The 22,551-nt window shown below is 62.2% G+C and carries 16 protein-coding genes and 1 tRNA gene; 14 read left to right on the forward strand and 3 right to left on the reverse strand.

Features of this window, described 5'->3' with window-relative positions; genetic code table 11:
• The first annotated feature begins 1 nt into the window (after position 1).
• From GM79_RS07905 to GM79_RS07940, 8 genes are all read left to right on the forward strand, one after another.
• A complete protein-coding gene (locus GM79_RS07905; protein WP_051718644.1) occupies positions 2-3,421 on the forward strand; it encodes a SusC/RagA family TonB-linked outer membrane protein in 3,420 nt (1,139 codons plus the stop codon).
• Positions 3,422-3,447: 26 nt separating this feature from the next.
• Positions 3,448-4,905, forward strand: a complete 1,458-nt coding sequence (locus GM79_RS07910) for a RagB/SusD family nutrient uptake outer membrane protein (protein ID WP_035561892.1) — start codon at positions 3,448-3,450, stop codon at positions 4,903-4,905.
• A 297-nt stretch (positions 4,906-5,202) separates the two neighbouring features.
• A complete protein-coding gene (locus GM79_RS07915) occupies positions 5,203-6,636 on the forward strand; it encodes a glycoside hydrolase family 30 protein (protein WP_035561894.1) in 1,434 nt (477 codons plus the stop codon).
• Positions 6,637-6,730: 94 nt separating this feature from the next.
• Positions 6,731-7,849: a T9SS type A sorting domain-containing protein gene (locus GM79_RS07920; protein WP_035561896.1), complete on the forward strand. Its 1,119-nt coding sequence runs from the start codon at positions 6,731-6,733 to the stop codon at positions 7,847-7,849.
• A gap of 198 nt (positions 7,850-8,047) precedes the next feature.
• Positions 8,048-9,511: a glycoside hydrolase family 30 protein gene (locus tag GM79_RS07925; RefSeq protein WP_152559898.1), complete on the forward strand. Its 1,464-nt coding sequence runs from the start codon at positions 8,048-8,050 to the stop codon at positions 9,509-9,511.
• Positions 9,512-9,695: 184 nt separating this feature from the next.
• Positions 9,696-11,900 (forward strand): RICIN domain-containing protein, encoded by a 2,205-nt coding sequence (locus GM79_RS07930; RefSeq protein ID WP_051718645.1) that lies wholly within the window; start codon positions 9,696-9,698, stop codon positions 11,898-11,900.
• A gap of 320 nt (positions 11,901-12,220) precedes the next feature.
• Positions 12,221-13,702 carry a glycoside hydrolase family 30 protein gene (locus tag GM79_RS07935; RefSeq protein WP_035561901.1) on the forward strand — a complete coding sequence of 494 codons (1,482 nt, stop codon included), beginning with the start codon at positions 12,221-12,223 and terminating at the stop codon, positions 13,700-13,702.
• Between the two features lie 393 nt (positions 13,703-14,095).
• On the forward strand, positions 14,096-14,884 hold the full coding sequence (locus GM79_RS07940; protein ID WP_051718646.1) for a GDSL-type esterase/lipase family protein: 789 nt from the start codon (positions 14,096-14,098) through the stop codon (positions 14,882-14,884).
• Between the two features lie 162 nt (positions 14,885-15,046).
• Here the strand turns inward: GM79_RS07940 and GM79_RS07945 are convergent, their stop codons facing one another.
• Complete coding sequence (locus tag GM79_RS07945; RefSeq protein WP_152559899.1) at positions 15,047-15,721, reverse strand: sce7726 family protein; 675 nt, start codon at positions 15,719-15,721, stop codon at positions 15,047-15,049.
• 232 nt (positions 15,722-15,953) lie between these two features.
• Here GM79_RS07945 and GM79_RS07950 point away from each other — a divergent pair, with 232 nt between their 5' ends.
• A complete protein-coding gene (locus GM79_RS07950; RefSeq protein WP_035561966.1) occupies positions 15,954-17,405 on the forward strand; it encodes an amidohydrolase in 1,452 nt (483 codons plus the stop codon).
• A gap of 23 nt (positions 17,406-17,428) precedes the next feature.
• Here the strand turns inward: GM79_RS07950 and GM79_RS07955 are convergent, their stop codons facing one another.
• Positions 17,429-17,635, reverse strand: a complete 207-nt coding sequence (locus GM79_RS07955) for a hypothetical protein (RefSeq protein ID WP_035561906.1) — start codon at positions 17,633-17,635, stop codon at positions 17,429-17,431.
• A gap of 218 nt (positions 17,636-17,853) precedes the next feature.
• On the opposite strand from GM79_RS07955, the gene GM79_RS07960 reads away from it, so the two are divergent.
• The gene (locus tag GM79_RS07960) at positions 17,854-18,345 is read left to right on the forward strand and encodes a peptide deformylase (protein WP_035561910.1); all 492 of its coding nucleotides are present in this window, start codon (positions 17,854-17,856) and stop codon (positions 18,343-18,345) included.
• A gap of 134 nt (positions 18,346-18,479) precedes the next feature.
• Here GM79_RS07960 and GM79_RS07965 read toward each other — a convergent pair.
• Positions 18,480-18,553, reverse strand: a tRNA-Ile gene (locus GM79_RS07965).
• 99 nt (positions 18,554-18,652) lie between these two features.
• Here GM79_RS07965 and GM79_RS07970 point away from each other — a divergent pair.
• The 4 genes from GM79_RS07970 to GM79_RS07985 all read left to right on the forward strand — a co-directional run bounded on the left by GM79_RS07970 (position 18,653) and on the right by GM79_RS07985 (position 22,259).
• Positions 18,653-19,312 carry an HAD family hydrolase gene (locus GM79_RS07970; protein WP_051718648.1) on the forward strand — a complete coding sequence of 220 codons (660 nt, stop codon included), beginning with the start codon at positions 18,653-18,655 and terminating at the stop codon, positions 19,310-19,312.
• Positions 19,313-19,343: 31 nt separating this feature from the next.
• Positions 19,344-20,546 carry a site-2 protease family protein gene (locus GM79_RS07975; protein ID WP_235183979.1) on the forward strand — a complete coding sequence of 401 codons (1,203 nt, stop codon included), beginning with the start codon at positions 19,344-19,346 and terminating at the stop codon, positions 20,544-20,546.
• A 93-nt stretch (positions 20,547-20,639) separates the two neighbouring features.
• Positions 20,640-21,278 (forward strand): hypothetical protein, encoded by a 639-nt coding sequence (locus tag GM79_RS07980; RefSeq protein ID WP_035561913.1) that lies wholly within the window; start codon positions 20,640-20,642, stop codon positions 21,276-21,278.
• 246 nt (positions 21,279-21,524) lie between these two features.
• Positions 21,525-22,259, forward strand: a complete 735-nt coding sequence (locus tag GM79_RS07985) for a TIGR04283 family arsenosugar biosynthesis glycosyltransferase (protein WP_051718649.1) — start codon at positions 21,525-21,527, stop codon at positions 22,257-22,259.
• Positions 22,260-22,551 lie beyond the last annotated feature (292 nt).

The raw sequence follows: 22,551 nt of genomic DNA on the forward strand, positions 1-22,551 counted from the left end.
TATGAACACCCCTACTCGCAAGGGCAGTCGTTATACCCGGCCGGCCGGGCTCGCAGCCGGCGTGCTGCTGCTGGGCGCCCTGCAGGTGCCCGCGTCGGCGTCGGCCCAACTACTCGCTTCCGCGCAGCGGCTTCAGACGCCGGCCAGCACCGAAACGGTGTCGCTCAAGGACCTGCTTAAGCAGTGGGAAAACGACTACCACGTCACTATTTTCTACGAAAGCAACCTGGTGGGCAACAAGCGCGTGCCCCGGCCTACCGGCGTGGCCACGCTCGAAACGCGGCTAAGTGCCGTGCTGCCCGCCGCCGACCTGGGCTTCAAAAAGCTGCGCGAGGATTACTTCATCGTGACCGGCAACGCCCAAAGCACAAGTACGGCTCCCCGCTCCGCTAGTGCGGTGGCCGATGTGCCGGTGTCGGGCCGCGTGGTGGGACCCAACGGTATGGGCCTGCCCGGCGTGACTGTGCTGGTGCAAGGTACCAGCACGGGCACCAGCACCAATTCGGACGGGAGTTTCGTGATTACGGCGCCCGAAGGCAGCACCCTGGTGTTCAGCTTTGTGGGCTTTGTTACCCAAACTGCCGTGGTTTCGGCTTCGTCGGGGGCATTGGCAGTGACTTTGCAGGAAGACGTGGAGAAGCTGAGCGAAGTGGTGGTGGTGGGCTACGGTACCCAAACCCGCACGGAGCTAACCACGGCCGTGAGCTCGGTGAATGCCAAAGCCATTGAGCGGCAGCCGGTGGCGGGCTTCGACCAGGCTTTGCAGGGGCAGGCGGCTGGCGTGCAGGTAACGGCTCCGTCGGGGGCACCCGGCGCGGGCATCAACGTGCGCATTCGGGGCAACAGCACGGTGAGCCTGAACGCCTCGCCGCTGTACGTTATCGACGGCATTCCCATTCTGCCTACCTACGACCAGGAGCTAGCCGTGGGCAACCAGCGCCCCAACCCGCTGAATGCCCTGAACCCTAATGACATCGAGGATATTACCATCCTGAAAGACGGTGCCGGCGCGGCCATCTACGGCGTGCGGGCTTCCAACGGCGTGGTGGTGATTACGACCAAGCGCGGCAAGGTGGGCACGGCCGTGGTGGGCTTCAGCGCCTACTACGGCCAGCAAACGCTGCGCAAGAAGCTCGACCTGCTCAACGCCCGGCAGTTTGCCGAGTACTTCAACGAGGCGCAAACCAACGCGGGCCTGGCGCCGGGCTTTGCGGACCTCAACAACCTGCCCGCCGATACCGACTGGCAGGACCAGATTTACCGCTCGGCGGCCATTCAGAACTATCAGCTCAACGTGAGCGGCGGCACCGATAAAACCCGCTACTACCTGTCGGGTGGCTATTTCAAGCAGGACGGCATCAGCCTGAATTCGGGTTTCGACCGGTTCAACTTCAAGATTAATCTGGACCAGGAGCTGGGGCAGCGCTTCCGGGCGGGCACCACGCTCAACCTGAGCCGCACGATGACCAACGGCAGCGTGCGCAGCGAAAAAGGCATCGGCAACTCGGGCACCGTGCTGGGCGCGCTGGCCCAGGCGCCCACCGTGCCCGTGCGCAATGCCGACGGCACCTATGGCACCAATCCGTTTCAGAACTTCGACAACCCCGTTGGAAACCTACTGGAAACCAGTAATAAGGCCAACATCTACCAGGTAATTGGCAACGTGTACGGCGAGCTGGACCTGCTCAGGAACCTGGCGCTGCGCAGCTCCATTGGCATCGATTTCCGGAGCCAGATTGAAAACGAGTTTATCACCCGCGACTATCCGGGCACGTCCAACTCGCAGCCCGAAACCCGTGGTAGCGGCCGCACCGGCACCAACCAGCAGGTTATCTGGCTCCAGGAAAATACCCTGACCTACAACCCCGAGCTGGGCGAAAAGCACAACCTGACGCTGCTGGTCGGCGAGTCGATGCAGGAGTCGGACCGGTTTACGTCGAGTGCCGCCGGCTCAGGCTACCCGTCCAACGGCGTGCCCTACCTCTCGGGCGTGTCGGTGTTCACCAAGCCCAGCAGCTACCAGGACCAGTGGGGCCTGCTGAGCTTCTTCGGCCGGGCCATCTATAACTACGACGGCCGCTACCTGGCCACGGTGAGCATGCGGGCCGACGGCTCCAGCCGCTTTGCCGACGGCCAGAAGTTCGGCTACTTCCCGGCCGTGAGCGCGGGCTGGCGCATCTCGAAGGAGCGTTTCTTCCCGCAAACTCAGGCTGTGTCGGAGCTGAAGCTGCGCGGCAGCTTCGGGGCCAACGGCAACCAGGAGTTTTATACCTACCAGCGCTTTCCGCTCTATGCGGTGGGCTTTAGCTACCCTGGCGCGGGCAGCACGGTGCTGCCCGGCATCGCGCCTTCCAGCATCGGCAACGCCGACGTGAAGTGGGAAACCACCTACCAGTACAACGCCGGCCTGGACCTGGGCCTGCTCGGCGACCGCCTGACGCTGACGCTGGACGCCTACCACAAGCGCACCGAAGACCTGCTTACCCTGGTGAGTATTCCGCTGAGCACCGGTGCCCAAAGCCTGGAAATATTGCAGAACGTGGGCACCGTGCAGAACCGCGGCCTGGAGCTGGGCCTGAACACCATCAACCTGAGAGGTACGAACGCGGATGCCTTTACGTGGTCGACCAACTTCAACGTGTCGATGAACCGCAATAAGGTGCTGGACCTGGGCAAAGTGGTGAACGAAACCGGCGAGCAAATAGACCGCCGCCTGCCCAGCGGCAACGGCTTCACGCTGGTGGGCCAGCCCCTGGGCGTGTTCTACGCCTACCAGGTGCAGGGCATCTTTCAATCGCAGGACGAAATCGCGCAGGCGGCCCGGCAGGACAACGCCGCGCCCGGCGACATCCGCTTCCGGGACCTGAACAACGACAACGTCATCAACGAAAAGGACCGCACGGTTATCGGTAACCCCAACCCCGAGGCGGTGGCCGGCGTCACGAACACCTTTGGTTTTAAAGGGCTGGAATTAAGCGTATTTTTTCAGGGCAGCTTTGGCAACGACATCTATAATCAGAACCGCGAAACCATTGAGGGCCTGCGCGACCCGCTGAACCAGTCGACGGCTGTGCTCGACCGCTGGACCCCGACCAACACGAATACCAACGTGCCCCGCGCCGTGCGCAACGACCCCAACGGCAACGCCCGCTACTCGGACCGCTTCCTGGAAGACGGCTCCTACGTGCGCCTGAAAAACCTGACCCTGGCCTACAACGTGCCCGTGACGCTGACCAAGCGGGCGGCCATCAGCAGCCTGCGCCTGTACGTGACCGGCCAAAACCTCATCACCTGGACCGATTACTCCGGCTACGACCCCGAGGTTAGCTCCGACCCCTTCTCCACCACGGGCCTGGGCCGCGACTTCGGCGTGTACCCGCAGGCCCGCACCTACACGGTGGGCCTCAACGCTTCCTTTTAAGCTCCGCGCCTAGCCTTCCCCTTCCCATGAAAAAGCTCACAACTTCCCTTTTTGCGTTGGCCCTGCTCGCGGGCTGCAACGTGCTCGACAAGGACCCGCTGCCCAGTATTTCGCCGGCCAACTTCTTCCAGACCGCCGACGATGCCGAGGCCGCCCTCACGGCCGCCTACGACGGCATTCAGGGCACGGGCGCCTATGCCCAGGAACTCAACGTGGTGGGCGAGATGCCCTCCGACAACTGCACGAGCACCAACGGCGACGTGGCCGCGATGGAAAGAATTGCCTGGACTCCGACTACTAGTCAGGTCAATAACATTTACCGCGAAGCCTACATCGCCATCAACCGGGCCAATGCCGTGCTCAAGTACGTGCCCGCCCTGCGCATGGTGGAGGCCCGCAAAAACTCCATTCTGGGCGAAGCCCGCTTTCTGCGCGCCCTCTCCTACTTCAATCTGGTGAAGCTTTACGGCGGCGTGCCCCTGCGCCTGGAACCCACCGAAAGCGGTGCCCCGGCCGTGCTCAACCTGCCCCGCGCCACCAGCGAGCAGGTGTACCAGCAGGTAGTAGCCGACTTGACCGAAGCCGCCGGCCTCACGCCCACCGCCAACGCCACGCGGGCCAGCAAGGGCTCGGTGAACGCGCTGCTGGCGCGGGTGCAGCTCACGCAGCGCAACTGGGCGGCGGCCCAGGCAGCGGCCAATCAGGTTATCACCGGCGGAGGCGGCTACGCGCTGGCGGGCAGCTTCAAGTCGCTGTTTCCGGCTGATAACAAGTCGGAATCGGTGTTTGAGGTGCAGTACGCGGGCAACCCCGACGGCGGCACGTCCAACATTCTGCCCGACCTGCTGCTGCCTTCGCCGCCCGCTACTTTCTCGTTTCCGAAGTTCAACATTCCCACCGCCGAGCTGCTCGCCTACGCCGACACGGTGAACGACCTGCGCTGGCGCTTCCAGGGCAAAACCAATGCCGGCCGCGACCACGGCAGCTACGTGGACGGCGGCCGCGGCAACAGCAACGACGACGGCCCCTTCGTGTACAAGTGGCCCAGCAACCCCAACGGCTTCAACAGCCCCGACAACTACTACGTGCTGCGCTACGCCGACGTGCTGCTGATGTACGCCGAAGCCACCAACGAGCTCAGCGGCCCCACCGGCGACGCCCTGGCCCGGCTCAACCTGGTGCGTCAGCGCGCGGGCCTCGCGGCCCTCACCCCCGCATCGGCCCAGGCCGCTACCAAACAGTCGCTGCGCAACGAAATCGACCGCCAGCGTCGCCTGGAGCTGGCTTTTGAAGGCGAACGGTGGTTCGACCTGCTGCGCTACGCCCGCCACAACCAGGCCGAGGCCGGCGCCCACGCCGTGACGGCCCTCGACCTGATTGCCCAGCAGCGGCAGGGCCAGCGCGACGTGAATTACCTGTTGTTTCCCATTCCCTTGGGCGAGCTGAACACCAACACTCAGATTCTGCAAAATCCCGGGTACTAGGGTGTGGTCGTTTCGGGGCAGGGAAGCAGGTGGGAACCAAGACAGTACCTGCCCTGGGACGACTTTTTTTTTAAGCACTCGCTCAACAGTAACCGCAGCAAAAAACCGTCATGCTGAGCTTGTCGAAGCATCTCGCTCGCTTCGTTGGGCCGCTTCAACGAGGCGAGCGAGATGCTTCGGCTGCGCTCAGCATGACAAACGGATAGAATACGATTGCTTCTACACCACTCCTTGATTGTTATCCTTTCGATAAAAATCTGACTGACTGCCCATTTACTTACTGATTTCAAACCATCCATGTCCTTGTTCTCCCGCCGTATTCTATTTCTGAGCCTGACGCTGCTGGCTTTTGATGGCTGCGCGCAGAAAACCGCCCGCCAGAGCGCCCCGACGGCGCGCACAACGGCACGGGCAACGCTCTGGCTCACCACACCGGACCAGAAGAGCCTGTTTCAGCGGCAGCCGGGCACGCTGGCTTTCGGCGCGACGGCCGGAGCGGGGCCGGTTATTGAGGTGGATGAGCAACAGCTTTTTCAGCCCATCGACGGGTTCGGCTACTGCCTCACGGGCGGCAGCGCCATGCTGCTGCACCGCATGGGCGCGCCCGAACGCACGGCCTTGCTGCGCGAGCTGTTCGGCACGGCGGGCAATGACATCGGGGTGAGTTACCTGCGCCTGAGCATCGGGGCGTCGGACCTGGACGAAAGGGTGTTCAGCTACGACGACCTGCTGGCGGGCGAGACGGACCCGACGCTGGCCAAATTCAGCCTGGCGCCCGACCGCGAGCACCTGCTGCCGGTGCTGAAGGAGATTCTGGCCGTTAATCCCAATATCAAAATCCTGGGCTCGCCGTGGTCGCCCCCCGTTTGGATGAAGGACAACGGCGCGAGCAAAGGCGGCAGTCTGAAACCGGAGTTCTACGATGCTTACGCCCGCTACTTCGTGCACTACATCCAGGAAATGAAGGCCGAAGGCGTACGCATCGACGCCATTACCATTCAGAACGAGCCGCTGCACCCCGGCAACAACCCCAGCCTGCTGATGCAGGCCGGGCAGCAGGCCGGGTTCATCAAACAAAGCCTGGGGCCGACGTTTCGGAAGGCCGGGCTCGACACCAAAATTATTGCCTACGACCACAACGCCGACCGGCCCGACTATCCCATCACCGTTCTCAACGACCAGGAGGCGCGGCAGTACGTGGACGGTTCGGCGTTTCACCTCTATGCCGGCCCCATTGAGGCCCTAAGCCAGGTGCACGACGCGCACCCCGACAAGAGCATCTACTTCACGGAGCAGTGGATTGGCGCGCCCGGCAAGTTTGCCGGCGACCTGGCCTGGCACACCAAAAACCTGGTCATCGGGGCCACCCGCAACTGGAGCCGCACCGTGCTGGAATGGAACCTGGCCGCCGACCCGCAGCAAAACCCGCACACGCCCGGCGGCTGCACCGAGTGCCTGGGCGCCGTGACCCTGGCCGGCAACGCCGTAACCCGCAACCCGGCCTATTACATCATCGCCCACGCCAGCAAGTTTGTGCGGCCCGGCAGCGTCCGCCTTGCCTCCAATGCCCCGGCCACCTTACCGAACGTGGCCTTCCGGGCGCCCGATGGGTCGCGGGTGCTCATCGTTATCAATGAAGGCACTGCGGACCAGTCATTTGCCATCCGGCACCTGGGGCGGCAGCTGCGCGCTACGCTCCCGGCCGGGGCCGTCGGCACCTACGTCTGGTAAGTTTTTTTCACTGGCCCCGGCCGGTTATTTCAACTCATTTTTCCCAATTTTCAAGTTCCCCCATTTTCACATTTTTCACATTTTTCAAGTTCCCATGAAAAAGTATTTTACCCTTTCCGCTCTCGCCGCGCTGGCACTTTCTTCGCTGAGCGCCCAGGCGCAGTTCACGGTTGACGGCACTCTCTCGCCGACCGAAGTTGGCACCGGTACAGGCAAGTACCAGCTGCTGGGCACCTACACGGGCACCCACTCCATTGCCGACCGCGGCCTGAAAGACCTATACGTGGGCGTCACGGCCACAACCCTAAACATCATGGTGGTGGCTTCGCCCGAAATTGATGGCTACAACTCGATGCTGTTTTACCTGGACGTGCCCAACAAAACGGGCATCGCGGCCGGTACCCGCCTGCCCGGCAGCAGCAACGACGGCAACGGCGGCCGCGAGTCGCTGCGGCAGCGCCCTACCCTGGACATGCCCGTTGACTACGGCTTCCGCCTCACCACCTCACCCTTCGGCAGACCCAACGAGAATGCGATTTACCTCAGCCGGGTAGACTACACCGTAGCGCCGGGCGCCAACGGCTACAATGAAATCGGGATGGGTGCGGGCAAAAAAGACGGCACACTGACCACGGATGCCAACGACCCCGCCGGCGCCAAAACGGCCTTCCAAACCAGCGCAACGGGCAGCGTGGCCGCCAACACCAGCACCGGCTGGGAGCTTGAAATTCCACTGTCGGCCCTCGGCGGGCTAGCCACGGGCAGCAACCTCCGCATGATGGCGGCTTACATCGACGACTTCCGCAGCTTCAACTCCGACGTGCTGCCCCAGATTGCCGGCCGCACCACCGCCCTCGGCATCGACCCCGACTTCACGGCCATTGCCGGCGACCAGTTCTACACCTACCAGGTGAACAGCACCGCGCTGGCCACCCGCACCGGCAGCGCCCCCGCCCTGCAGGCCGCCGCCTACCCCAACCCCGTTGCCGCCGCCAGCCGCCTGGCCTACACCGTGCCCGTGAGCGCCCAGCCCGTAACGGTGGAAGTGTACAACAGCCTGGGCCAAAAGTCTTTGTCGCTGGTGAACGCCACCCAGAACGCCGGCCGTCACGAAGTTGCCCTGGCCTCCCTGCAAAACCTCGCCGCCGGCCCCTACCTGGTCACGCTGCGCGTGGGCCAGCAGTTGAGCCGCCACCGCGTGGTGGTAGAATAAGGCCACCGGCCGGGGCGGCGCCCACGCTGGTAGCGGGCGCCGCCTTTGGGCCGCGGCACTTCCCACATGAATTCCAGGAGTTGTCCGTTTTTAGTTATCGGTTGCTAACGCAGGTATAACTCTTTGACCAATAATGAATATTAAGCAAATAACAACTTTTCTATTTCTGAACGAACACTTGATTTTATGAATTTCACGATGCTTCTACCTACCCGAACCTTACTTGTTGCCAGCGGCTTGCTGCTGCTTGCGGCCGGGGGCTGCAAGGAAAAAGGCGAGGTCAAGCCCGGCCCCACTCCTCCCGTGGTAGTGTTGCCGCCGCCGCCGCTGGCCTCCTCCCAGATTGCGGCCTGGGTGACCAACGCCGACAAGTCGTCGCTCTTTGCCCGGCAGCGCGTGGTACTGAACTTCAACGCCGCCGCCAACTCCAACCCCATCATCGCCGTCGATACCACCCAGCGGTTCCAGACGATGGACGGCTTTGGCTACACCCTCACGGGCGGCAGTACTCAGGTGCTGAGCCGCATGGGCGCCCCGGAGCGCGCGGCCCTGCTGCGCGAGCTGTTTGCCACCGATAGTACGTGGCTGGGCGTGAGCTACCTGCGCGTGAGCATCGGCGCCTCCGACCTCAGCGAACGGGTATATACCTACAACGACCTGCCCGGCGGACAGACCGACGTGAACATGGTCCAGTTCAGCCTGGAACCCGAGCGCGAGCATTTTATTCCCGTGCTCAAGGAAATTCTGGCCCTGAGCCCCAACATCAAAATCATGGGCTCGCCCTGGACGGCTCCGTCCTGGATGAAGACCAATGGCAACCCCATTGGCGGCAGCCTGCGCCCCGAGTATTACGCGGCGTATGCCCGCTATTTTGTGAAATACGTGCAAGGCATGGCCGCCGAGGGCATTCCCATTGACGCCGTTACCCTACAAAACGAGCCGCTTTACGGTGGCAACGAACCCAGCATGCTCATGTCGGCGGCCGAACAGACCGACTTCATCAAGAACCACGTGGGCCCCGCCTTTGCGGCGGCGGGCCTGAAAACCAAAATCATTGCCTACGACCACAACGCCGACCGGCCCGACTACCCCATCGCCGTACTCAGCGACGCGGCGGCCCGGCCCTATGTGGACGGCTCGGCCTTTCACCTCTACGGCGGCAGCATTAGCGCGCTGAGCCAGGTGCACAATGCCTTTCCCGACAAAAGCATCTACTTCACCGAGCAGTGGACCCAGGCACCGGGCTCTTTCGCCAGCGACCTGCGCTACCACGTCGATAACCTCATTATCGGGGCGCCGCGCAACTGGAGCCGCAACGTGCTGGAGTGGAACCTGGCCAACGACGCCAGCTACGGCCCGCATACCTCCGGCGGCTGCACCGAATGCCTCGGGGCGGTAACCATCGCGGGCAATGCCGTGACGCGCAACCCCGCCTACTACACCGTGGCCCACGCCAGCAAATTTGTGCGGCCCGGCAGCGTGCGCGTGGGCACCAACGTGCCCGGCAACCTGCAAAACGTGGCCTACGTGCGCCCCGATGGCCGCAAAGTGCTGATGGTGCTCAACAACGGCAGCGCCCTGCAAACCTTTAACATTCAGTTCAAGGGCAAGATGGCATCTACGGCGCTCTACGGCGGGGCCGTGGGCACCTACATCTGGTAGCCGAAACCACGGGAAGTGACCTGAGCGCCGGCCCTCCCGCTACCTGCTTTTGAGTTTCAACTTACTGTTTTCTTTTTCTCACAATGCCTTGATTCATTGTTGACTGGCCCGGCGTGCTCGAGAGTGTCTGGTTTGCCAACTGCTTTTTTCTTCTGAATTTTTTCACCCAAAATCCCCACAATTCATGAAAAAGCTTTCCAGACCGCTGTATTCTCTGCTGGCCGCCGCCCTGGCCCTGCTGCCCCTGAGCGCCTCCCGGCCCGCCGCCCCGCTGGCCAACGAGCCGGTGAGCGTGTGGCTGACCACCGGCGACCAGAGCAAGCTGCTCCAGCCGCAGGCCAACGTCAGCTTCAGCTCCTCGGCGCCGGGGGTGGGCACCACCATCACCGTGAACGAAGGCACGACCTACCAGAGCATGGACGGCTTCGGGGCGTCGATGACCGGCTCTTCGGCCTTCCTGCTGAACCGGCGCATGAACACCGGCCAGCGCGACGCCCTGCTCAACGACCTGTTTGGCAGCGGGGGCATCCGGCTGGGCTTTTTGCGCCACACCATGGGCGGCTCCGATTTTTCGGCGCAGGGAGATTTCACTTACAACGACCGGCCGCAGGGACAGACCGACCCCAATCTGGTCAATTTCAGCATCGCCAACGACCTTGTTGATGTAGTGCCCATGCTGAAGGCGGCCTACGCCCGCAATCCCAGCCTGAAAATCATGGGCTCGCCGTGGAGCGCCCCGGCTTGGATGAAGGAAACCTACAACCTGCGCGGCGGCGGCTGGCTGAGCACGGCCTGGTACCAGGCCTACGCCAACTACTTCGTGAAATACGTGCAGGCCTACAACGGCCAGGGCCTGCCGGTGTACGCCGTGACGCTGCAAAACGAGCCGCTGTATGCCGCGCCCTACATGGCCATGCGCATGGACGCCGGCAACCAGGCCGCGTTCCTGAAAAATAACATCGGGCCGGCCTTCCAGGCGGCCAAAATCACGACCAAGCTCATTGTGTACGACCACAACTGGGACCGGCCCGACTACCCTAACGAGATTTTTGCCGACGCGGCGGCGGCGCAGTACGCGGCTGGGTCGGCCTTCCACGGCTACTCCCCAACTGCGGGCATCGCCAACCAAACCGCGGTGCATAATGCTTACCCCGGCAAGGACATCTGGTTTACGGAGGTGTCGGGCTCGGCCGGGGGCAACTTTGCCGGCGACCTGAAATGGCACGCCTCAAACATCCTCATCGGCAACACCCGCAACTGGGCTAAATCCGTGCTGGAGTGGAACCTGGCCCTGGACCAGAACAACGGCCCTACCAACGGCGGCTGCACCACCTGCCGCGGCGTCGTCACCATCAACAACGGCACCGGGGCCGTAACCAAAAACGTGGAATACTACGTGTTGGGCCACGCCAGCAAGTTTGTGGATGCCGGCGCGCTGCGCATTGCTTCCACCTCCAACGCCGGCGGCATCGAAACCGTGGCTTTCCGGAATCCCAACGGCAGCAAAGTCCTCATTGCGCTCAATAACGGCAGCTCGGCCAGCACTTTCAAGGTGCAGTGGAACGGCCAGTCCTTCAACTACACCCTGCCGGCCGGCGCCCTGGCCACTTATAGGTGGAGTACCGGCGGCAGCACGCCACCCGCCGGCGTGAGCAACATTCCGCTGGGTCGCGTCTTTGAAATCAGCGCCAAGCACAGCGGCAAAGCTATGGAAGTAGCGGCTTCGTCGACGGCCAACGGCGGCCGCGTGCAGCAGTGGGGCTGGGTGAGTGCCGCCAACCAGAAGTGGAAGACGGTGGACATGGGCGGCGGCTACGTGCGCCTGGTGAACGTGAACAGCAACAAGTCGTTGGACATTGCCGGGCCCTCCACGGCCAACGGCGCCCTGGTGCACCAGTGGGACTGGAGCAACAACGACAGCCAGGCGTGGCTGGTGCAGCAGCAATCCGACGGCACCTACCGCATCCAGAGCAAGTACAGCGGCAAGGTGCTCGATGTACCCAGCGCCGCCCTGGCCGACGGCGCTGCCGTGCAGCAGTGGGACTGGTCCGGGACCGATAACCAGCGCTGGTGGTTCAGCGACCAGGGCGCGGCCCGCACGGCCCTGGCCACCGTGCCGGCCGGCAGTTCCGCCGATGCCCGCCTGCAGGTGTACCCCACCGTGGCCAACCAAGAAGTGCGGCTCGACTACAACGCTGCGGCCGCGCAGTCGCTCAGCCTGAGCGTGCGCGACCTGACCGGCCGGGTGCTGAGCAGCCAGCTCCGCCCCGTAACGGCCGGCAACAACCATTTCACGCTACCCGTCGGCACCCTGGCCGCCGGCATCTACCTGCTGCGCGTGGGCACCACCGAAGGCACTCTGGTGCGCCGCGTCGTGGTGGCGCACTAGCGCGGGGGCGGCCGGGCCGGGCGGGTTCGGCAGCCACTTTTTTTCACTTGTTTTTTAAGCAAGCGGCGGCTGGGTTGGCAAAGGGCCATTGGGGCACCTGCCGGCCCAGCCGCCGCCTTGCAACGTGTGTTGTACGTGTATCAGCAACCGCTATAAATCATTTCGCAGCCTCTAAAGCCATTTTCCACCTGAATACCTAACGACGCGGCCGGCTACATTTGCTTAGGCTCAAAGCTTGCGCACGCAGCTTTTTTTTGACGCCGCACCCTTCGCCCGTCCCCCACACTAGTCAGCTTTTACGCTGCACCAATTTTTCCGATATGTCCTCCAAAATCCCATCCGTCCTCCTGCTTTCCGTGCTTGGCTTCGGGGCCAATGCGCAGCAGCCGAAGTCGAAACCCGCTACCGCCCGTCCCGCTACGGCTGCCTACTCGGTGGCGGGCAAAACGGCCCAGGTGTACGCCACCGTGGCCGGCACCAGCCAGCGCCTAGCAGCTGGCGAAAAGCTGGCCTTCACGCCCGCCGGCCAGCCGCTTGAAACCCAGGTCTGCGTTTTTGTCGACCCCAACCACTCGTTTCAAACCATGCTTGGCATTGGCGGGGCGCTGACGGATGCCTCGGCCGAAACCTTTGCCAAGCTGCCCAAGGTCCAGCAGCAGGAGTTGCTGCAAGCCTACTATAGCCCCACGGCCGGCATCGGCTACACCCTGGCCCGCACCAGCATCCACAGCTCGGACTTTGCCAGCGGCAGCTACACCTACGTGGCCGACAACGACAAGACGCTGAAAACCTTCAGTGTGAAGCACGACGAGCAGTTTCGCATTCCCTTCATCAAGCAGGCGCAGGCGGCGGCCGGCGGCAAGCTCACCATGTACGTAACACCCTGGAGCCCGCCGGCCTGGATGAAGGACTCGGGCTCGATGCTGAAGGGCGGCAAGCTGCTGCCCGCCTACCGTCAGGCCTGGGCCGACTATTACGTAAAGTTCATCCAGACCTACGAGAAGCTGGGTATTCCTATTTGGGGCCTGAGCGTGCAGAACGAGCCCATGGCCACCCAGAGCTGGGAATCCTGCATCTATACCGGCGAGGAGGAACGGGACTTCATCAAAGGCTACCTCGGGCCCACGCTGGACAAGGCCGGGCTGGGCAGCAAAAAGCTCATTGCCTGGGACCACAACCGCGACCTGCTGACCCAGCGGGCCGCCGCCGTACTCGACGACCCCGAGGCGGCCAAATACGTGTGGGGCATCGGCTACCACTGGTACGAGACGTGGACCGGCAGCGCCATGCTCTTCGACAACGTGCGCCGCGTGCACGAAACTTACCCCGACAAAAACCTGCTCTTCACCGAAGGCTGCCTCGAAAAATTCGAGTTTGCCAAGGTAGACCGCTGGGACCTGGGCGAGAAGTACGGCATGTCGATGATTGGCGACTTCAACGCCGGCACCGTGGGCTGGACCGACTGGAACGTGCTGCTGGATGAAACCGGCGGCCCCAACCACGTGGGCAACTTCTGCTACGCCCCCATCATCGGCGACACCCGCACCGGCAAGCTCATCTACACCAACGCCTACTACTACATCGGCCACTTTTCCAAGTTCATCCGCCCCGGCGCCAAGCGCATCGGCGCCGCCGCCAACCGCGACGTGCTGCAAACCACCGCCTTCCGCAACCCCGACGGCAGCCTAGCTGTAGTGGTGATGAACCAGACCGACAAGCCCCTGGATTTCCAGCTCCGCCTCGCCGGCCAGGCTGCCAAGACCACCGCCGCTGCCCACTCCATTATGACGTTCGTACTCTAGGCAGCAGCACGTCAGCAAACAGCTTCAATAGTAAAACAGCTGTTCATGCTGAGCTTGTCGAAGCATCTCTACCGCGCAGCTAATCAATTTTAGTATCTGACGTTACGCATCAACAGGCTGGCGCGCGTCTCTGACGCGCTGCCTACTGGCTTCGAGCCGCTGGCTCGTACGTGCAATGGCGTTACGGACGACCTTCCGATTCGAGCCAGAGGCTCGGAACCAATCTGCAGCGCGTCAGCCTCTCTGCGTAACAGCAGTTAGTATTGCGGTAGTGATGCTTCGACAAGCTCAGCATGACCCTTTTTTAAATCAAATTGATTAGCAGCAGCCACTTAGCATCGCTCGGTTTTTTTGAAAACGATGTTCTGTTGAGTGCAGCAAACCCTTTTGCTTATGTCCAGAACGCCCACGATACTGCTACGCCGGGCCGCCGCCCTGGCAACCGTCCTGCTCCTCAGCACAGCTGCCCATGCCCAGCAGCCAGCCGACCCGGCTGCCACCCAAAAAGCGGCCGACGACGCCTACCACCAGCGCCAGGAATACCTGCTGCACAACGACTGGCCCAACCTGCAGAAGTATGCCGCCGCCAACCAGCGCCTACCCGCCCCGGTGCCCGGCCGGCCCCGCGTGGTCATCATCGGCAACTCCATTACTGAGGGCTGGGTGAAGGAGGATTCGGCCTTTTTCCGGGGCAAAGCCTACGAGTACGTGGGCCGGGGCATCGGCGGGCAGGGCACCGGGCAAACCGTGCTGCGCTTCCGGGCCGACGTAATTGACCTGCACCCGGCCGTGGTTGTCATTTTGGTGGGCACCAACGACGTGGCCGAAAACAACGGTCCCTACAACCCGCAAAATACCCTCAACAACATCATGACCATGTGCGAGCTGGCCCGCGCCCACGGCATCCGGGTGGTGCTGGGCGCGGTGGCTCCCAGCCTCGATTTCTGGTGGCACAAAGGCCTGAATCCGGCTCCCAAAATCCTGGCTCTCAACGAGCGCCTCAAAGCCTACGCAACTCAGCAGCGCTTCGGGTACTACGACATGCACACTGCCCTGAAAGACGAGCAGAATGGCCTGCGCAAAGCCTACGGCGAAGACGGCGTGCACCCCAACCTGGCCGGCTACCGCGTCATGGAGCCGCTGCTGAATCAGGCCGTCGCCGCCGCGCTGAAGCAAAAATAGACGCCGACCTAGAGCGGTTTCCGCCGCCATGAACATAATTAAAAATGAAGAATTAAAAATTAAAAGCTTGACTGTCAGATTTTTAATTTTTAATTCTTCATTTTTAATTCCCTTAAAAACTGTTCACTAACCTGGAAACCGCTCTAATCAGCATTTCGGGCCTCAGATTTTACGCCGGGTAGCGGCACCGGCCGCTGGCGCGGCCGGCTTTTTCGCCTTGGCTTTTACTTTGGGCTTCGCCTTGGGACGGGCTTTTTTTCGCCGAGTCGGCAGGCGGGCGCGCTCGGCTTTGCGCTCGGCCCGCCGCAGCAGGCGCTCGGGCAGGCGGGCCATGAGGCGGTCGCGTACGAACTGCGCCAGGCCCGAAAGTGGCACCAGCTGCGTGGTGCGCAGGAACTGGCCTACTTCCCGCAGCCGCAGCGTGCTCACGCCCCGCAGGCCCAGCGCCAGCAGGTACTGCTTCACTTCTTCCAGCAGCAGCAGCCGGGCCAGGGGCGCCCGCTCCACGGTGGCGTTGTAGGCAGCGGCACGGTGCGGGCGCAGGCCGTCGGGCGCAGCTACCAGCACACCTACCCAGGCGGGCAGCAGTGGCAGCAGCTTGGGCAGGTGTTTTTCGGTTACCACAAAGGTGACGAAATCGTAGACTTCGCCGTAGCAGCGCAGCTGGTTGGCCACCCGCTGCAGGGTGTCGCCGTCGCCCTTCACCTCGTAGCCGTGCATGAAAGCGGGCGTAATATGTACCACATCGGCGCGGGTGCTGCCAGTGGGCAGCTCGTCGATGCGCACGCCGCCGAGCAGCAGCGGGTAGAGCAGGGCACGGATTTCCGGGTCGTTCATGGCAACCTCAAAAGTAAGCCGGGCCAAGTATTGGCGCGGTTGAAAGTGCGTTCGGGCGTGGCGCGGGCAGGGGAATTTTACGGCGTGTCCTGTACCTTGCCGGCCCCTGCGGGCACCCGCATTTTTCACGCTTTAGCGGCTGGCGGGGCGGCAGTTCTACTCCGGCAGCCAGAATCCAGCTTCTGATTTCCAAGGCTCGGCTACTTCCCTCTTCCCTTTCTTCATGACTGAAATGAGAAAACATCTCCTTTTTGGCTTCCTGGCTGCTGGCTTGCTGGCCGCTGCTCCCCCTTTGCCGCCCGCGCCCCCAGCCGATGTGGACAGCTTGAAAACCCAGGCCATTAATGCGCTGGATGCCCGGTATCCCGACTACCGGCAGGTAGCGCTCAGCATCTGGAACTTTGCCGAAGTGGGCTTTAAGGAAACTAAAAGCTCGGCCCTGCTGCAAAAAACCCTGCGCGACAATGGCTTCACGGTGCAGGCCGGCGTGGCCGAAATTCCCACGGCTTTCGTGGCCACTTACGGCAGTGGCAAACCGGTAATTGGCATTCTGGCCGAATTCGATGCCCTGCCCGGCTTGTCGCAGCAGGCCGGGACTGAGAAGCTGCCTGTGGCGGGCCGCGACGCCGGCCACGGCTGCGGCCACAACCTCTTCGGCACGGCCAGCGTGGCGGCGGGCATCGAGCTGAAAAAACTCATCAAAGAAGGTAAATTCAAGGGTACCGTGAAAGTGTACGGCACGCCGGCCGAAGAAGGTGGGAGCGGCAAAGTGTATCTGGTGCGGGCGGGCCTGTTCAACGGCGTGGACGCGGTGGTGCACTGGCACCCCAGCAACCAGAACCGGGCCATAATGAGCAGCTACATCGCCAATTCCTCGGCCAAATTCCGCTTTCACGGCATCGCCTCGCACGCCGCCGCCTCGCCCCAGCGCGGGCGCAGCGCCCTCGACGGTGTAGAAGCCATGAACCACATGGTCAACATGATGCGCGAGCACGTGCCCCAGGAAACCCGCATTCACTACATCATCACCAACGGCGGCAAGGCCCCGAACGTGGTGCCCGAATTTGCCGAGGTGTATTACTACGTGCGCCATCCCAACCGCGACGAAGTGCAGCAGACTTTTGCCCGCGTGGTGAAAGCGGCCGAAGGTGCCGCCCTGGGCACCGGTACCAGCATGGACTATGAAATCATCGGTGGCACCCACGAGCTGCTGCTCAACGAAACCCTGGCCCGCGCCCTGCAAGTGAACCTGGAGCGCGTGGGCGGCGTGACCTACACACCGCAGGAAATGGCCATCGGCCGGCAAATTCAGGCCACGCTGGGCTTTGCGGCGCCCGCCGTTGAAACCGCCGCCACCGTGCAACCCTTCGCCCTCAGCGATGGAGGTGGCAGCTCGGACGTAGGCGACGTGAGCTACATAGTGCCCACCGTGGGCCTCACGGCGGCTACCTGGATACCCGGCACGCCGGCCCACAGCTGGCAGGCTGTGGCCTGCAGCGGCCAGGAAATCGGCACCAAAGGCATGATGGTGGCGGCCAAAACCATGACCCTCACGGCCATTGACTTATTTACTAATCCCGCGCTGCTGGAAAAAGCCACCGCCGAGTTCAGGCAGGACGTGGGCCCGTACGTGTACAAACCGTTGCTCGGTGACCGGAAGCCGGCCCTCAACTACCGGGACTAACGGCGCTACCGAAAGGGGCGTGCTTAAGCGGTGGGTTGCTTCGCGGGGGCCACATAGGCGGCTGTGCCTACTAAAGGCGTGTGCTTCCGCGCACTGTAGCCCCGCCCGGCAACGGCCCGCCCGGCCATTGAAGCTACTATTTCCTGCTGCAGCTCAATAAGTTTCAGCTGACGCTCAACCTGTTTGCGGGCCATGTAGGCGCTGTATGCTTTGTCTAGTGTCGTTTCCATGTAGTGAGTAAGTTACTTTTTTTCTGAATATATTCACAATAATAATCTTTTTTACGCATAATTCAAACTTGTTTCCTTTATAGTATTATCTGGGTGTTTGCGGGACTGGGGCAAAGTATTTACGTTCTCCTGCTTTGGGCCTGTTCTTGACCAGAAAACACGAAAAATTATTGCCGAATTTTCTTATTCTTCACTTTCCTTTTTAACCATTTGTTGCCGTGCCAACGAAAACTTTGGCTGACTTGCTACTCCTCGGCGACCCGCGCCTCTACGAAGTATGCGCCCCGGTAACGGCGGCGGAGCTGCCCTTGGTGGCGAGCTGGGTAGCCGACCTCGATAACGTCATGACTGAGGTACGCGCCAAGTACCACTTCGGACGCGGCATTGCGGCCCCGCAGCTCGGGGTAATGAAACGGCTGGTGTACCTCAACCTCGACCGGCCCAGGGTGTTGCTCAATCCCGTGCTCACCGAATGCAGCGACGCCCTGTTCGAGGTTTGGGACGACTGCATGTGTTTTCCCAACCTGCTTGTGAAGGTGCAGCGGCACGTCAGCGTCACGGTGCGGTACCACGACGAGCACTGGCAACCGCAGACATGGACCGTGCAAAACGCCGTGGCCGAGCTGCTGCAGCACGAGTGCGACCACCTCGACGGTGTGCTCTGCACCATGCGCGCCGTGGACGCGCAGTCGTACCGGTGGCGCCCGTAAGTGCGGTTGCGTGCACTGCTTTGTGTCAGAAACAACCCCGGTAAAAGGCGTGAATGCACTGCTGCTTTTTTCGCGTTGCCACCCTTACTATAGACCGCAAAAAAGCCTCTCACGCTACCGTGAGAGGCTTTTTGTGGGCCCACTCGGAATCGAACCGAGGACCTACTGATTATGAGTCAGTTGCTCTAACCGATTGAGCTATGGGCCCTTTGCCGGAGGCAGTCATCTTTCACCTCAACCCTGGCTGTTTCCAGCCCTCCAACGGCACAAAAGTACGACCTTCGCCCACGTAAAAACAAGCCAGCCCATGCTACCCCATCTGTTATTTGATTTTGGCGGCGTCATCATCGATATTGATTACGACGCCACCCCGGCCGCCATGCGCCGCCTGAGCCGCGCGGGCAGCACCATCGCCTTTTCGCAGGCCAGCCAGTCGGCGCTGTTCGACCAGCTCGAAACCGGCCGCCTGACGCCCGCCGAATTCCGGGCCGGACTGCGCGAAGCTTATGAGCTCGACGCGACCGATGCCCAGATTGATGCCGCCTGGCACGCCATGCTGCTGGACGTACCGGCCGCGCGCCTGGCCCTCATCGGCGAGCTGCGGGCGCAGGGCCACCAAACGGCGCTGCTCAGCAATACCAACGCCTTGCACATTGCCGAAATCAACCGGCGGCTGGCGGCCCGGTACGGCTTCCAGCACGGCATTGCCGATGTGCTGGACCGGGTATTTTACTCCCAGGAAGTAGGCCTGCGCAAGCCGGGCGAGGAAATATTCCACCACGCGCTGGCCGAAATGAACTGGCGGGCCGAAGACGTGTTGTTTATTGAAGACAGCCCGCAGCACGTGGCCACGGCCCGGCGCCTGGGGCTGCGGGTGCTGCACCTCGCCCCACCCCTCACCCTGCTCACCGCCCTGCCCGAAGCCCTCCGTGCCTTTCCCCGAGAATACGCCCCCGCCCAGTCCTGACCCCGATTTTAGCCAAGCTCCTGAGCTCGCCGTGCCGCCCGCCGCTGACACCTTTCGGCTGCGTTTTGAGCGCGCGCGGGCCCGCCGCCTGCTACGGCGCTACGAACGTCCGGAACGCTCCAAAACCTACACTTACACGGTCCACATTCTGCTGTTTGTAGTGACGCTGGTGACCACCACGCTGGCGGGCATTCAGCTCACGCGGGGCGGCCTGGGCTTCCTGCCGCTGGATGTGTTTGCGTTGCGCGGAACGGCGCTGCGCACGGAGGTAGCGCGCGGGTTGTGGTTCGCGCTGCCGTTTTTGGGGGTGCTGACCGTGCACGAGTTCGGGCATTACTTCACGGCCCGATACAACCGGGTGCGCACTTCGCTGCCCTACTACATTCCGTTTCCGCTGGGGCTGGGCACTTTTGGGGCCGTCATTCGCATCAAGGAGCGTATTTTTTCGCGGCGCGAGTTTTTCGATATTGGGCTGGCTGGCCCGTTGGCGGGCTTTCTGGTGGCGGTGCCGCTGCTGGCCTACGGCTTCCTGAGCCTGCCGCCCCTGGAGGAGTATCTGTTCAAAATCCATCCCGAGTATGCCCGCTACGGTGCCGACTACGCACGCTACGTGTACGGGCCCGGCCAACAGGGTATTACGCTGGTCAAACCCCTGCTCTACCAGCTGCTCGAAACCGGTTTGGCCGACCCGGCCCGACTGCCGCACCCCAACGAGCTGCTGCACTATCCGGTGCTGCTGGCCGGGGCCCTCAGCCTGTTCTTCACGGCCCTGAACCTACTGCCCATCGGCCAGCTCGACGGCGGCCATATTCTCTACGGCCTGCTGGGCCAGCGGCGCTTCAACCGGCTGGCCACGCTACTGTTTGTGGGGTTCATTTTTTACGCCGGGCTGGGCCTTTTCAACCTGCAATCCGACTGGCAAACCTGGCTTTACGGGGCGCCGGTTTACGCCTTGTACCTGGGGCTGATATTCTGGCGCGTGCTGCCCACGCCGCGCCGGGGGCTGTTGCTGGCGGCGGGTATCTGGGCGGCGCAGCTGGCTTTTTCGGTGGCTGCGCCGGATGTGATGGGAAACCCCGGCTGGCTGTTTTTTGGCCTGCTGCTGGGCCGCTTCACGGGCATCTACCACCCGCCCGCGCCCGACGAGCGGCCCCTAAGCGCCGGCCGCCAGGTACTGGGCTGGGCGATGGTGGCTATTTTTGTGCTTTGCTTCACACCCAGCCCGTTCCGCTAGGGTCTTTAGTTATTGGTTGTTAGTTGTCAGTCTAATAAATATCCAACAACTGACAACCAGCAACCAACAATAAACTCTGCTGCTATTTTCGGAATGATATTCAACCAAAAACAACTCTTTCTGGGCACCACGCATATTGCGTTGCGGGCTGAGAGTCTCTACGTCTGCAAGCGTAACCCGCAGGGCGTGGCTACGCTCGAAACAGAAATACCTTACGAGGAGATTTTACCGGTGAAAGCCAGCGAGTACCGCCACATCCCCACCAATCAGCTGCTGCTCACGGGGTTGCTGCTGGCTTTTTTGGGGTATGCGCCCCTGCGCGAATGGCTAGCCACCGGTGAGGCCGGCAATCAGCTGTACCTGTGGGTGGTTATTCTGGGTATCAATGCCCTGGCCATGTGGCTCCGCTTCGAGCAGCAGTGGTCCACTTTCCGGTTGCAAACTGCCCATCTGGCCCTCACGCTGGCCGGCCGGCCGTGGCAGCGCAAGCAGTTCCGGGCGCTGGTGGCGGAGCTGGAACGCCGCACCAAAACCTACCTGCGCCACGAGTACGGCCAGGTTAACCCGTTGGGGTTCATCGAGCCGCAGCTGCGCCGGGTGGCCTGGCTGCGCGAGCTGAACGTGCTCAGTGCCCGCGAGGCCCAGGCGCTGAGTACCCGCCTCACCGGCCGGCGCAGCACCGAGCCGCTCAAGGGCATGGGCCAGGAGTTGGAGTCGCCATATCTGAATTAGCTAGTGGCAGAGGCATAGCCGTCTATTACTTGTTTGATTAACAGCTAATTATTGGATTTCCCTAGTGCTACCATGCCTGGCCGCCGAACGCGCCAAGGCGCGTTCGGCGGCCGTTCAACGATGCAATAATTCTCAGCACGTTCCATGCGTGGAAGAGTTGTAGGAACGCGCCTTGGCGCGTTCAGCAGTTGGGCACGGTAGCACCACTAAACAGGAGAAAGCAACTGACAACCAAATCCAAACGCTATGGGGTCGTTTTCTGCTGCTGCTGCTCCGCCGCTGGTCAGCATTATTATTCCGACTTACAACGAAGCCGAGGGAATTGAGGCACTGTTGCACCACCTGCGCCGGGCCGGCACCGCAACCGACGCGGCCGTGGAAATCATCGTGGCCGACGGCCGTAGCACCGACGCCACCACTACCCTGGCGCGGCGTGGCGGGGCCAAGGTAGTGGCGTGCCCCATTAAAGGCCGGGCGTCGCAGCTCAATTTTGGGGCCCGCCAGGCGGCCGGCAGCATCCTGTATTTTCTACACGCCGATACGCTGCCGCCGCCGGACTTCCTGACGGCCATTCGGCGGGCGGTGGCGGCGGGATTTGGCTGTGGCTGCTTCCGGCTGGCCTTCGATGAGCCGCACTGGTTCCTGCGAATCCACGCCTGGTTCACGCGCTTCAACCTAGGCGTGGCCCGGTTTGGCGACCAAAGCCTGTTTGTCGAGCGCACTGTGTTTGAGCGGGCGGGCGGCTACCGCGAAGATTTACACCTGATGGAAGACCAGGAAATAACGCGGCGACTGCGGCGCCTCACGCGGCTGCGCGTGCTGCCGGCCACCATCGTTACCTCGGCCCGCAAGTACCGCGAAAACGGTGTTTTCCGTTTGCAAGGCGCGTTTTATTTGCTGGTGGCACTCTATTATCTGGGCGTGCCGCAGTCCCGGCTACTGCGCATCTACCAGGCTTTTATCCGGCAGAATAAGCTGTGAGCGCTGGGCCGGAGCGGGCACGGCGCTGGGTTGAATTATGAGCATAATCCCTCTGCTACAAGCACTTGCATTTCTTTCAGACCTGTTCCTTCGGTTTCATACGAGCAAAAGCGAAGCGACCATGAATTCAGTACAAATTTCCGTACGGCCACTTCCGCACAGTCCACCGCAACAGACTGCTTGCGAACAAAGAAAGCGCGGCCCAACAAGGCTACCACGCACCAAAAATGCCGCCAGCCAGCGCCTGCGGCTCCTGAAAAAGAAAGCCTGAGAAAGCCTGAGAAAGCTACAA

The sequence above is a fragment of the Hymenobacter sp. IS2118 genome (genome assembly GCF_000715495.1).
Classification (GTDB): domain Bacteria; phylum Bacteroidota; class Bacteroidia; order Cytophagales; family Hymenobacteraceae; genus Hymenobacter.